This is a genomic window from bacterium (assembly GCA_021372515.1).
In the GTDB taxonomy this organism is placed as follows: Bacteria; Gemmatimonadota; Glassbacteria; order GWA2-58-10; family GWA2-58-10; genus JAJFUG01.
The window spans coordinates 17,472-30,072 of the sequence record JAJFUG010000032.1 but is presented as its reverse complement, the minus strand read 5'-3'; the positions used below and the strand labels follow the sequence as shown (position 1 = coordinate 30,072).

Annotated in this window: 11 protein-coding genes; 3 read left to right on the top strand and 8 right to left on the bottom strand. The window is 64.4% G+C overall.

Translation table 11 applies throughout. The annotated features are described in order from the left end of the window. Positions 1-230 (top strand): hypothetical protein (locus LLH00_03075; protein MCE5270244.1); only part of this gene is annotated, 230 nt, incomplete at its 5' end. 138 nt (positions 231-368) lie between these two features. Here the strand turns inward: LLH00_03075 and dinB are convergent. The 3 genes from dinB to lexA form a co-directional block, all read right to left on the bottom strand. After that, on the bottom strand, positions 369-1,547 hold the full coding sequence (dinB, locus tag LLH00_03070; GenBank protein ID MCE5270243.1) for a DNA polymerase IV: 1,179 nt from the start codon (positions 1,545-1,547) through the stop codon (positions 369-371). Positions 1,548-1,654: 107 nt separating this feature from the next. Further along, complete coding sequence (locus tag LLH00_03065) at positions 1,655-1,840, bottom strand: hypothetical protein (GenBank protein ID MCE5270242.1); 186 nt, start codon at positions 1,838-1,840, stop codon at positions 1,655-1,657. Positions 1,841-1,924: 84 nt separating this feature from the next. Continuing rightward, positions 1,925-2,557, bottom strand: a complete 633-nt coding sequence (gene lexA, locus LLH00_03060) for a transcriptional repressor LexA (GenBank protein MCE5270241.1) — start codon at positions 2,555-2,557, stop codon at positions 1,925-1,927. Positions 2,558-3,014: 457 nt separating this feature from the next. On the opposite strand from lexA, the gene LLH00_03055 reads away from it, so the two are divergent. Continuing rightward, positions 3,015-3,428 carry a hypothetical protein gene (locus LLH00_03055; protein MCE5270240.1) on the top strand — a complete coding sequence of 138 codons (414 nt, stop codon included), beginning with the start codon at positions 3,015-3,017 and terminating at the stop codon, positions 3,426-3,428. 184 nt (positions 3,429-3,612) lie between these two features. Further along, complete coding sequence (locus LLH00_03050; GenBank protein ID MCE5270239.1) at positions 3,613-6,177, top strand: glycosyl hydrolase-related protein; 2,565 nt, start codon at positions 3,613-3,615, stop codon at positions 6,175-6,177. Positions 6,178-6,594: 417 nt separating this feature from the next. Here the strand turns inward: LLH00_03050 and LLH00_03045 are convergent, their stop codons facing one another. The 5 genes from LLH00_03045 to LLH00_03025 form a co-directional block, all read right to left on the bottom strand. Further along, on the bottom strand, positions 6,595-7,908 hold the full coding sequence (locus tag LLH00_03045; GenBank protein MCE5270238.1) for a Glu/Leu/Phe/Val dehydrogenase: 1,314 nt from the start codon (positions 7,906-7,908) through the stop codon (positions 6,595-6,597). Positions 7,909-8,050: 142 nt separating this feature from the next. Continuing rightward, the gene (locus LLH00_03040; protein ID MCE5270237.1) at positions 8,051-9,334 is read right to left on the bottom strand and encodes a homoserine dehydrogenase; all 1,284 of its coding nucleotides are present in this window, start codon (positions 9,332-9,334) and stop codon (positions 8,051-8,053) included. Between the two features lie 159 nt (positions 9,335-9,493). After that, positions 9,494-10,312 (bottom strand): pyrroline-5-carboxylate reductase, encoded by an 819-nt coding sequence (gene proC / locus LLH00_03035; GenBank protein ID MCE5270236.1) that lies wholly within the window; start codon positions 10,310-10,312, stop codon positions 9,494-9,496. Positions 10,313-10,414: 102 nt separating this feature from the next. Beyond that, entirely contained in the window at positions 10,415-11,377 is a 963-nt protein-coding gene (locus LLH00_03030) for a threonine dehydratase (protein ID MCE5270235.1), read from the bottom strand. A gap of 122 nt (positions 11,378-11,499) precedes the next feature. Then, the gene (locus LLH00_03025) at positions 11,500-12,576 is read right to left on the bottom strand and encodes an alanine--glyoxylate aminotransferase family protein (protein ID MCE5270234.1); all 1,077 of its coding nucleotides are present in this window, start codon (positions 12,574-12,576) and stop codon (positions 11,500-11,502) included. Positions 12,577-12,601: the final 25 nt, after the last annotated feature.

The window sequence follows — 12,601 nt, the reverse complement described above, 5'->3', positions numbered from 1 at the left end:
TAGTTTCTCCTTTCGTTTCCTCGGCGTTCAGCAGGATTGCAGCGGCTGCCACGGTGACAAAATCCCGGCGGGTGAGGCGGACCATGTTCGTTCTCCTGTCGGTGGAAAGGATTTACCGGCCCGGCATACCGTCCTTAATTCTCGGCATGGGCGACCCACTGTGTCCGCCCGGTCCTTCTTTCAGTCCTTTCGATCTTGCCCAGCAATGTCCGGTTAGGAACTTGCAGTGAGAAGCCGAAAGACTCTGTTCTGCTTTGGTTTCGGCCAAAGCAGCAAAGCCAGCGGGGGCCGCAAACCGGACGGCCCGGCGGGCCGAAGGAGTGAAAAAACCGGGGCTTTATTTATCATGGCGCGACCGCCCGGTCATCTCACCCTGCGCGGCGCGCCGCCGTCCCCGAGTCGCGCCCCTTGCGCACGGCCTCGAAACCGTACTTGTCGCGCAGGCTGTCCACGGCGCGGTAGAAACTGATCCGCCGCAGAAGGTCGGGGCGGAACAGGTCGAGCTGGCCCTCCTCGGGCCGCAGGCGTGACAGGCTGATCCCCAGCAGCCGCACCCGCACCCGGCGCTCCAGCAGCGGCAGCATCAGCTCCAGGGCGCGCTCGAATATCTCCTGGTCCGCCGCGGTGCCTGCTCCGCCGGACCAGGCTCGGGTGACTGTCTTGAAATCGGAGTAGCGCAGCCGCAGCGTGACCGTGCGCCCCAGCATGCCCATGGCCCGGGTGCGGCGGCCGACTTTCTCGGCCAGGTGGTAGAGCACCCCCTCCAGGAACCGCCGGTCCAGGGTGTCCTCATCGAACGTGACCGAATGGCCCACCGACTTGGCCGGGCCGCTCTGTGGCTCCACGCTCAGGCTGCCGCGGGCGCGGGCCATGTCGTACAGCCACTGGCCGGCGCTGCCGAACACCCGCACCAGAAGGTCGGCCTCCAGCTCGCGCAGCTCGGCCACGGTGTGAAGGCCCAGGCGGGCCAGGTGCTCGCGCAGGCTCGGCCCCACGCCGGGAATGTCGCCCAGAGGCAGGGGCCCCAGGAAACTCTGCTCGCAGCCTGGCAGCACGCGCAGAAGGCCCGAGGGCTTGGCCTTTTTCGAGGCGATCTTGGCCAGCAGCTTGTTACCCGCGATCCCGGCCGAAACGTCGATGTGGAACGTCTCACGTATCTGACGGATTATCCGGTCCACCGTGTCCAGCACCGGGCCGTAGCAGCGGTCGAAGCCGGTCAGGTCGAGGTAGGCCTCGTCGATCGAGGCCGCCTCGACCAGCGGGGTCCAGGCCTCCAGTATCCGCCGGATGCCGCGCGAGACCCGCACGTACAGGCGCGGGGTGCCGGGAAGGAACACGGCCTGCGGGCAGAGCCTGCGGGCTCGCGCCGCGGGCATGGCCGAGAAGACGCCGTACTGACGGGCCTCGTAGGAGGCCGCGGCCACCACCCCGCGCGTGCCCTCCACCGCGCCCACCACCACCGGGCGGCCCAGCAGGGAGCTGTCGCGGGCGCGCTCCACCGAGACAAAAAAAGCGTCCATGTCGATATGCACGATATTGCGCTCCACGCCGCAGTCTCCTCGATCCGAGAGCCCCTGACGGACAAACCGGCCGGACTCTCGGCAAGGAAAGTCCGGCCCGGTGACACAGGATTTTTACGGCCGCTTTGCCGCGTCTACTGGCGGGCGGCGACAGGCGCGGCGGGGCTGAACAGGCGGAACGCCCGTCGGCAGCGCGCCCCCAGCCCGCTTTCCCGTCCGGCCGGCTGCCCGGCGAAACGCTGGTCCAGCACCACCAGCAGGCAGCGCTCGGACCGTCCCTTGCGGATCACGCCGAAAGCCATCAGTCGGTTGCCTTTCATCTCAAGTCTCCCCTCTTTCGTTCCGGCGGGACAGCCCAAGCCGCCCGGGCCGTGCGTTTATGGATAAAATCACAATGTGTATTCTCAATACTTGCGCAACACGCCGATCACCACGCCCTGGAGGCTGAACTCGCCGTCGCGCACGTAGATCGGCGACATGTTGACATTGGCCGGCTGGAGCCGCACCCCGTCTTTCTCACGGTAGAACCGCTTGAGCGTGACCTCCTCGTTGCCGATCAGGGCCACCACGATCTGGCCATCCGCCGCATCCTGACGGCTCTCCACGATCACATAGTCGCCGTCGCGTATCTGCTCGTCGATCATCGAATCCCCGCTGACCCGCAGCACGAAAGTCGGCTGGCCGCGTCCGGCCAGGAACGAGGGGACATCCATGCTCTCCGGCACGGGCAGGGCCTGGATCGGCCGCCCGGCGGCGATCCGGCCCAAGAGAGGCAGGCTCACCGCGCCGGAGGAGACAGAGACCGAGGGGGACGGCTCCTCCCCGGACGGGTCGCACAGCTCGATTGCGCGGCTGCGGTTCGTGTCGCGGCGCAGCAGGCCTTTCTCCTCCAGGTTCTGCAGGTGCTTGTGCACCGTGGCCGGCGAGCTGAGGCCGAACCGACGGCCGATCTCGCCCAGGCTGGGAGCGTAACCCTGCCCGGCGATATGCTCACGGATGAAATCCAGTATCTCTTTCTGCCTGCGGGTCAGATACATGCCGCCTTCTTCCTTTCTCCAGCCGGATTTATCGAAACCGCCGCCGCTGGGTTTACCTTTTTCCTCGCCCCAGACCGCGCTGCCCGTGCTTCTTTCCTTACACTCACGGCTTCGCTGCGGGCCTCATCCTAATTGATTCCCGCCGCCCGCAGGCGAAAATTTAGCGAAATCTGATTTATTCTAAGCGAACAAAAAGCGAAAGTCAAGAGAAAAATCGAAAAAAGAATGTGAGAAAGCGCTTGAAAAATCGGGCCCGGGCTGATTAAATTCAGATGGTGTATCATTGAACAGAAAACAGGTGCTACGGTTAAGAGAGGTAATCGGCCGGGCTGGAGAGGGACCTCCCTCCAGGCAGGGCATACGGCTTGGCAGGGTCAGCGGCTCCGGCAAGGGGCCGCACGGACAGTCCCGATCATTCACAACCTCAGGGATGACAACTATCTACGGCGGACCAAAGATGAGCGAAAACCCGGAAGAAAGCAGCCTGGCAAAAGCCGCCGAACGTCACAAGCGCTTCGGTGAGTTCCTGGTTGAAAGGGGCCTGATCAAGCCCGAGCAGCGCGATGAGGCGCTGACAATCCAGGATGCGATCTATCAGCGCCTGGGCACACTGGCCGCGGTTGAGGACATGATCTCGGTCACCGAGCTGTACGATGTGCTGGAGGAGCAGAAATACACCGGCGCGATGTTCGGCGAGACAGCCAAGCGGATGAAGCTGCTCGACGACAGCCAGCTGGGCGAGCTGCTCAACATCCAGGACAAGGTGCGCATGAAACTGGGAGAGATACTGGTGGGGCTGTTCTACCTCCAGCGCAACACTATGGAGGCGGCCCTCGAAAATTTCTGGAAGGAAGAGGGCGAGCCGGACTGAATGCACAGTCAGGACTCCAGGGCCGGACGTTCATTGATTGCACAAGTCGATCTTTCTCTGCACGGAGGGCTGTGCCGTAACTGCGGTGCGGCCCTTCAGGCTTTAGCAGACAGTCATTACCTGCGCCCGACACGCGTTTAGCCATCCGATCACACCTCAAGTCCAACTCCAAAAGGGGCACGCAATGAAACACGCTTTCCGTGTTGCGGCCGCAGCGCTCTGCGCTCTGGTCCTCCTGCTCGCGCCACTCAACGCCTACGACCTGTCCCGAGACAAGGTGCAGTATGTGGTTGTCACCTCGCACCTCGACACCCAGTGGCAGTGGACAATCGACGCCACCCGGATGTACTACCTGCCCCTGACCACCCAGGGCAATTTCATGCTCTTCGAGAAATACCCGGGCTACATTTTCAACTACGAGAGCGCTTTCCACTACATGCTGATCAAGCAACTCTATCCGAAGGATTTCGCGCGGATAAAGCAGTACGTGGACAGCGGCGCCTGGCGCCTGTCGGGCGGGATGCTGGTGGCCTGCGACGTGAACGTGCCCTCGCCAGAGTCGCTGATCCGCCAGATGCTCTACGGCAACGGGTTTTTCCAGCAGGAGTTCGGCCGCAAGGCGGATGACGTGTTCCTGCCCGACTGTTTCGGTTTCGGCTACGTGCTGCCCTCGGTGGCGGCGCACTGCGGGATGATCGGCTTTTCCACCCAGAAAGTCTACTGCCCCTGGCTGCCGCAGCCCTCGGGCGCTTACCCCAAGCCGTTCGACATCGGGATGTGGCAGGGGGTGGACGGCAGCCGGCTGGTGGCTGCGATCAACCCCGGCGGCTACGTGGGCAGCTGGGATGTCCGCCCGGAGCAGATCGAGGAACTGGGACGCACCAGCGGGGTCTGGGCCGCCTACGACTACATGGGCACCGGGGACAAGGGCGGGGCCTGCTGCTGCGGCAACCGCGGCGCCACCGAGAAAGACGTGCAGGACCTGTTCGCCCGCATCGCCCGCAACGACCAGGAGGAGATCAAGGTGGTCCTGGCCAGTTCGGACCAGCTCTACCGCGACCTCACAGCCGAGCAGAAACAACGCCTGAAAGTCTGGGACGGTGAGCTGCTGGCCCGTCAGCACGGCGTGGGCACCTACACCTCGCGCGCGTTCATGAAGCAGAAAAACCGCCGCAACGAGCTGGGCGCACAGTCGGCCGAGTGCGCCGCGGTCCTGGCCGGGCAACTGGCCGGACAGCCATACCCGGCGCAGGAGCTGAAAGACTCCTGGATCCGGTTCCTCTGGCACCAGATGCACGATGACATCACCGGCACCAGCATCATCGAGGTCTACCAGGAGGTCTCGGTGCCGGATGAGGACTCCTCCTACGCCTCGTTCGAGCGGGTGCGACGCGGCAGCCTGGAGAGCCTGGCCGGCAAGCTGGACACCCGGGTGGAGGGAGTGCCCCTGGTGGTGTTCAACCCGCTGGGTATCGAGCGTCAGGACCCGGTCACGGCCGAGGTGGCGTTCGAGGGCGGAGCGACGCCGGCCGCGGTGCGGGTGTTCGACAGCCAGGGCCGCGAGACAGCCTCCCAGGTGCTGGAGAAAACCGCGAATGACCTTAAAATCACGTTCCTGGCCGGTGCGCCCTCCTGCGGCGCGGCGGTCTACGAGGTGCGTCCCGCCGAGTCGCCCTGCGCGCTTCAGACCGGCCTGAAAGTCGATGGCAACTCCATCTCCAACGGCCACCTGAGCCTGAAAGTGGCTGCGAACGGCGAGATCGCCTCGCTCACCGACCTGGACGACAGCGGCCGCGAGGCCCTGGCCGCCCCGTCCCGTCTGGAGCTGTTCCACGACCAGCCCGAGGAATACCCGCAGTGGGAGATACGCTACCAGGATATCAAGAACGTGATCGGCACGGTGGACAGCCCGGCGAAGATAACCGTGCTGCAGAGCGGCCCGGTGACCGCCGTGCTGCGCGTGGAGCGGGAGCATGAGGGCTCGCGCTATGTGCAGGACATTCGCCTGAGCGCCGGGGCGCGGCGGGTCGAGGTGGCGAACGACATCGACTGGCAGGGCAGCGACCGTCTGCTCAAGGCGGCTTTCAGCGCCAGCGCCACCTGCGACAGCACCACCTACGACCTCCAGCTCGGCGTGATCCGCCGTCCCAACGACACCGAGAACCTGTACGAGGTGCCAGGCCAGCACTGGGCCGACCTGACCGACCGCTCCGGCGCGTTCGGCCTGGCCGTGCTCAACGACTGCAAGTACGGCTGGGACAAGCCCGCTGACAACACCCTGCGCCTGACCCTTCTGCACTCGCCGCTGGGCAAGGCGGACCTGGACCACGGCCCCAACCGTTTCACCTACGCCCTCTGCCCGCACGCCGGCGACTGGCGCAAGGGCGCGGTGGTGGCCGAGGCGGCCCGCCTGAACCAGCCGCTTGTCGTGTTCCAGACCGGCAAGAACGCCGGGGCCCTGGGCAGGAGCGTGTGTTTCCTGAAATTCAACGACCCATCCGTGACCCTGATGGCTCTCAAGCAGGCCGAAAACGGCCAGGCCCTGGTGCTGCGTGTGCGCGAGCTGAACGGCGCGTCGACGCGCAAGGTGGGTTGCACTTTCCCGGGGCGGAAAATCAGCCGGGCTTTCGAGCTGAACGGCCTGGAGGAGACTGCCGGCCCGGCCAAGGCCAAGGGCGGCGAGCTGAGTTTCGAGATCGGCCCCTACCAGGTGAAGACTTTCTCCGTGGCCCTGGAGGCGGCGAAATAGCGGTTGCGGTAAATTACAGGCATGCAAGCGAGGGGCGGGCCGACAACCCGCCCCTTGTCGTTTCCGGCGGTCGGGGCTATAGCGGACGGTTGACCTTCACACACCCCGCCCGCTTACGCGGGCACCCCTCTCAAGAGGGGATTTATCCCACCATACTCCGGGATCTCTTTCGCGGCTTGCACTTTGGTGTTCCCAATCCCCTCTAAAAAGAGGGGTGGCGGCGCCAGCCGCCGGGGTGTGTAAAGGGACGAGATTTGCTTGCCCCGGCGAATGCGATCGAACGTTGTCGGGGCACGGCATGCCGTGCCCGTCACGCCTCAGGGCGAGATATATCTCGCCCCTACGAAAAAACCGAGGGGCCATCCCCTTGCTCCAGGACAGCCCCTCGGCTTAAAACATATGGAATTACAGACCGCCTTACAGCAGGCTGCGGGTCTTCATCGCCTTGTAGACCCGCTCGACCGCGATGTCGCAGGCCGCCTGGGTGAAACTGCCGCTGTTGTCCCGGCGGGCCAGCATCTCGCCGAACATGTTGTCAAAGCTGGTGCGCAGGAACTTGAACACCTCATCCTTGGTGCAGCGCGGCCCGCCCAGGCTCTGACGGTACTCCAGGTAGCTGGCGATCACGCCGCCCGAGTTGACATAGTTGTCGGGCAGCACCACTACGCCGCGCTTTTTCAGACTGAGGAAAGCCTCCCAGGTCACGGGCATGTTGGCCGCCTCGATCACGGCCAGCTTGGCCCCCAGGCTGTCGCAGTTGTCCGCGTTCACCACATGACCATCCGCCGCGGGCACCAGGATATCCACCGGCAGAGCGAACAGGCCCTTGTTGTCGATCGTGTGCTTGTCGTCGAAGCCCTTGATGTTCCGGTTCACCCGCGCATACTGCATCAGGGCCAGGATGTCGATCCCGCTCTTCACGTGCACGCCGCCGTACAGGTCGGTCACGGCCACCACCTTGCAGCCGGCCTCGTGCAGGTACCACGCGGCGTGGCTGCCCACATTGCCGAAGCCCTGGATCGCCACGGTGATTTTCTTTGGGTCCTTGCCGATCAGCTCCAGGTACTTGAGCGTGGCGTAGGCCGTGCCGAAACCGGTGGCCTCGTGACGGCCAGGAAGCCAGCCCTCGATGCCCTCGGGCTTGGCCGTGACCACCGCCGGGTCGTGCGTGCGGTTGTACAGCAGCATCATCTCGCGGCCCGAGCTACCCATGTCCGGGGCCGGGATGTAGATGCGCGACAGGTTGTGCTCTACGAAATGGTCGACGAACTCTTTCATGATATGGTCCTTGAGCATGTCGACAAATTCGTAGTATGAAAGCTTGCTCCGGTCCTTCACCCGGGTGTAGATCTTCTCGAAATCCACCCGGATGCCGCTCTTGCCGCCACCCAGATCGAGGTCGGCCAGGGCGGTCTTGAGCGTCATCAGGCGCGCCAGCTCGGTGGTCTCCCAGATATTGACATCCGGGGCGATACGGATGCCGCCCTTATAGGGTCCGCGGGCGCGGTTGTGCAGGACAATGCCCGAGCTGATGTTTATTATCTCGCCCTCGACCTCCACCGGCAGGCGCTGATAGATGAAAGTGTATGGCTTTTCGATCTGCTCCAGGTCGGTCGTGCTGATGCCCAGTCGCTTGGCGCTGTCGCGCATCAACTGGCCGGAACGGTTCTCCGGCTCCTTGCTGCAGATGAACCTTTCCATCGACTTGGAAGAAACCTTTTCCGCCTGCATCGGCGACCCTCCATTCTTGGTGTACCTTACGGGGAACTCAGGCAATCCAGTCAGTCGCTCGGTTGCGTACAGCCACTACCGCTCTGACAACATTCCCCCCGGCGCGGTTGGTTGGGGACGCACCGGGGGGAAACACTCTGCATTACAGCACATCCATGATCCGGATCAGGTGCGAGGGCACCAGCACGACCGGTTCCTTGTCGATCTGTTTTGCGGCTTTGGTGACCGCCCCCACCGTGGTCCGGTGGGTGATTATGACCAGCGGCACGCCGTGTTTGGGCTCGGTGTCCGACTCTTTCTGCACCACCGAGGCGATCGAGATGCCGTGCTCGGCCAGCGTGGCGCTGATCCGGGCGAACACGCCCGGCTGGTCTTTCACGTTCACCCGCAGGTAGAAACGCCCGGTGACATCCTCGCGCGCCAGCACGGGAAGGTCGAGGCGCGTCTCGTTGAAACTGGTGCGGATGCGGCGGTCCTCGGTCAGGCTGAACAGGTCGCTGATCACCGCCCCGGCCGTGGGCATCATCCCGGCGCCCTTGCCGATATAGGTGTGCTCGTTGTGCGCCCAGCAGTTGACCATCACGGCGTTGAACTCGTTGCGCACCTGGGCCATGATCGAATCGGCCGGGATGAGCGTGGGCCCGACCCAGACCGCGAGACTCCCGTTCTCACGGCTGGCGCGGGCCAGCAGCTTGATCCGGAACCCCATCTCGTTCGCCGCCAGGACATCCACGTTGCTCACCTCGGTGATACCCTGAAGGTCGATGCTGTCGGGCAGCACGCGGGTGCGGAAAGCCTTGCGCACCAGGATGGACAGTTTCTGCGCCGTGTCCATGCCGCTGATATCCAGGGTCGGGTCGGCCTCGGCGAACCCTTTTTTCTGGGCCTCGGCCACTGCCTGCTTGCAGGTCAGGGCTGGGTTCTGCTCCATGCGGGTCAGGATATAGTTGCAGGTGCCGTTGAGGATGGCGCTGATCGAAAGCACCTCATCCGCCACCAGTTCCTCGCGCAGAATTTTGATAATCGGAATGCCGCCGGCCACGCTGGCCTCGAACAGGAGGCGCGCGCCGCTGCCCGCGGCGATCTCGGACAGCTCATCCCCGCAGCGCGACATCAGGTACTTGTTGGCCGTGATCACATCCTTGCCCGCGGCCAGGGCGGTCTCGACCAGGGTTTTGGCCGCGCCGATCCCGCCGATCAGCTCGATGATCACGTCTATTTCCGGGTCCGTGACCACGGACTGGGCGTCCCGTGTCAGGAGCCGTGGGTCGCAGGGCACTTCGCGCTGGCGCTCCAGGTCCAGGTCCGCCACTTTTACCAGCTCGACACGCTTACAGATTTCCAGGTCGCTCCGGGTGAGCATGCGGATCACCCCGGAGCCGATCGTTCCATAACCCAGCAAACCGACTCTAAGCTTCTTCGACATCGATCCTCCAGCTTGTCCACACCTCGTTCCGCCACGTGACGCAGTCTGTCCGCTTCCTTGTGCCGCAGGGCACCCGGATTGCACGGGCGGAGGCTTGTCATTCGTAATTTGTCCGCACCGGCGGCTTTCGGACTTTTCCGCCGGCTTTCGTATGGATTTTCAGTTTGTCCGGCCCAGCTCGCGGGCGCGCTCGGCGGCGGCCAGCACGGCGCTGATCACCGCATCGCGCAGGCCCTTGGCCTCCAGCACGTGCAGCCCGGCCGCGGTGGTGCCGCCGGGAGTGGTCACCGCATCGCGCAGCGCCGCCGGGTGGACTTTCTCATCCGCCGCCAGCAGGGCCGCCGCGCCGCTCAGTGTCTGCACGGCCAGCCGCCTCGCCGCGGCATGAGGCAGGCCGGCCTTCACTCCGCCCGCGATCAGCGCCTCGGCGAACAGGAAGACCCAGGCCGGACCGCTGCCGCTCAGGCCGGTCACGGCATCCAAAAGGCCCTCGGGCAGTTCCACCGCCGCGCCCGCCGCGCCCAGAACCTTGCCGGCCAGGGCCAGGTGCTCCGGCTTGGTGGCACTGCCGCCGGAATAGACCGTGGCCGACTGTCCCAAGGTGGCGGCCAGGTTGGGCATGGCCCGCACCACCGGCACACCCGTGGGCACAGCGGCCTCCAGCGTGGCCAGGGTCACCCCGGCCGCGATGGAGATAACCAGCGTGTCGGGCCCCAGCCCGCCCTTTAGCTGCGCCAGAGCGCCCGGCGCCAGGTGCGGTTTCACGCAGAGCAGGACCACGCCGCTGTGCGCGGCCAGTTCCCCGGGCGTGGCGCCCTGGACCCCCAGGCGGCTTTGCAGCTCGGCCAAGCGGGACTGGTCGGTCTCGACCACCCAGGTATCGACGGCCGGACTGAGTCCGGCCGCCAGCACCGCCTCCAGCAGGGCGCCGCCCATCTTGCCCGCGCCCATAAAACCGATACCGGTTTTATTCGACATCGTTTCCTCCGGATATTCCTAACTCATAAAATAACAACGCTTCCCGTGGGACGGCAAGCCCCCGGACAAACGCTGCACGTTGCGTGCCGGAAACCGCCGCATTCAGGCGCCGGCCATGATTTCGCTCAGCGTGCTCCAGGTTATGTTCTGCCCGGTCTGGACCAGGACAACTTTTTTCCCGGCCAGGCTGTCTTTGATTTTCAGCGCCGCGGCCAGGGTCGCGGCCGCGGAGGGCTCGATCAGGTTGTGCGTGGCGGGGAGCCAGAGCCGCACCGCCTCGGCGATTTCCTCCTCGCTAACCGTCACCATCTCATCCACCCGCCGGCGCATGATCTCCAGAGTCATCTCGGCCGGCATGCGGGTGGCCAGTCCATCCGCGATCGTGTCCGCGCTGGCGTTGACCACATTGCGGCCGCTGCGCCAGCTCGCCACCACCGCATCCGCGGCGGCGGCCTGCACCCCGATCAGACGGGTCTTTTTGCCCAGGCCCTCGGCGGCCAGGCAGGCCCCGGAGAGCCCGCTGCCCAGGCCGATGGGCACGAACATCACCTCCGCCTCGGGCAGGTCCTCGAAGATTTCGACTGCGTAGGTGCCCACCCCGGCGATCAGCTTGGGCTCGTTGGCCGAATGAACGCTGCGGTAGCCATGCCTGGCGGCCAGTTCCTCGGCTTTCCCGCGGGCCTCCTCGAAATCGCGGCCGTGTTCGATCAGCTCGGCGCCCAGAAGGCGCATGGCCTCGTTCTTGTCCGGGTTGTTGCCGAGTGGGACCACGATCACCACATGCACCCCGAACACCCGTCCGGCCCAGGCCAGCGACTGGCCGTGGTTACCGCGGGTCACGCCGATTATCCCGCTCGCTTTCTGCTCAGGCGGCAAGGTGGCCACCAGGTTCACCCCACCGCGTATTTTGAAAGCGCCCACCGGGTGATGGTTCTCGTGCTTCACGTACACCGCCGCGCCCAGCAGGCGCTCCAGGGCCGGGTAGGCGAACAGCGGTGTGCGGTGGACATAGGGCTTTATCACCTCGCGCGCGGCGAGGATGTCATCGAATGCAACAGACTGCATTTATTAAGCTCCGTTTGTATTTAAAATCAAAACAAACAGGGGGTCCCCGAGTGGAGACCCCCTATTACTTAGCGCGTCCGGCCGCGCGGCGCAAGGAAAAGCCGCCCGGCTTGCGGGGTTACTCAGAATCCCAGAATCTCGTCGATTGCCGCCAGCACCTCATCGATGTCCCGCATGGTGAGCTGGCCCATGTGCGCGATGCGGAAAGTCTTGTCTTTCAGGTCGCCGTAGCCGTTCGAGATCACCATGTTGCGCTCGGCCAGTTTCTTGTTCAGGTCCGAGATGCTGATGTTGCGGGTGTTCTCGATACAGGTCAGGGTGTTGGAGCGGTAGCCCTGTTCCGTGAAGATGCGGAAATGCTTTTCCGCCCAGGCCCGCACCTTCTCCGCCATCTGGATGTGGCGCTTCCAGCGGTTCTCCAGGCCCTCGTTCATGATAATCTCCATCTGCTTGCGCATGGCGAACATGTGCGCGAGCGACGGAGTGATGTGGGTCTGGTTCTTGGCCAGGTTCTTCTCCACGGCGATGAAATCGAAATAGAAGCCGCGGTTTTCGACAGTGCGGGCCTTTTCCAGGGCCCGCGGGCTGATCGCCGCCACCGAGAAACCGGCCGGCAGGGCGAAAGCTTTCTGGCTGCTGGCCAGGGCCACATCCACGCCCAGGCGGTCGATCTCCAGCTTCACGCCGGCCATCGAGCTGACCATGTCCACCAGCAGGCTCACCTCGGGGTACTTGGCTTTCATCACGTCGGCTATGCCGTAGATGTCACTCATCGCGGCGGTGGCGGTCTCGTTGTGCACGAGCGTGATCGCGTCCACACCCGGGTTCTGCGCCAGGGCCTTGTCCACGATGTCGGCGTTGAAACCGCGGCCGGCCTCGATCTCCACCGGGATGGCTTTCTTGCCGTTGGCCTGGGCGATCTGGCAAAAACGCTTGCTGAAAGCGCCGTTGATGAACGAGACACAACTCGTCTTGACGCAGTTGCGCACCGCCCCCTCCATCAGCCCGGTGCCGCTGGAGGTGGAAAGGAAAATCATGTTCTTGGTGTAAAGCATCTCCTGGACCATCGGGATGATCGCGGCGATCAGCTCGGAGCACTCCGGGAAACGGTGGCCGATCTGGGGACGGGCCATTTCGTGCAGTACTTCGGGCAAGACCTCTGTGGGGCCGGGGATGAACAGCTTGCGGTGCGTTGTCATGTCCTGGGTCTCCATTCAGCAGGTT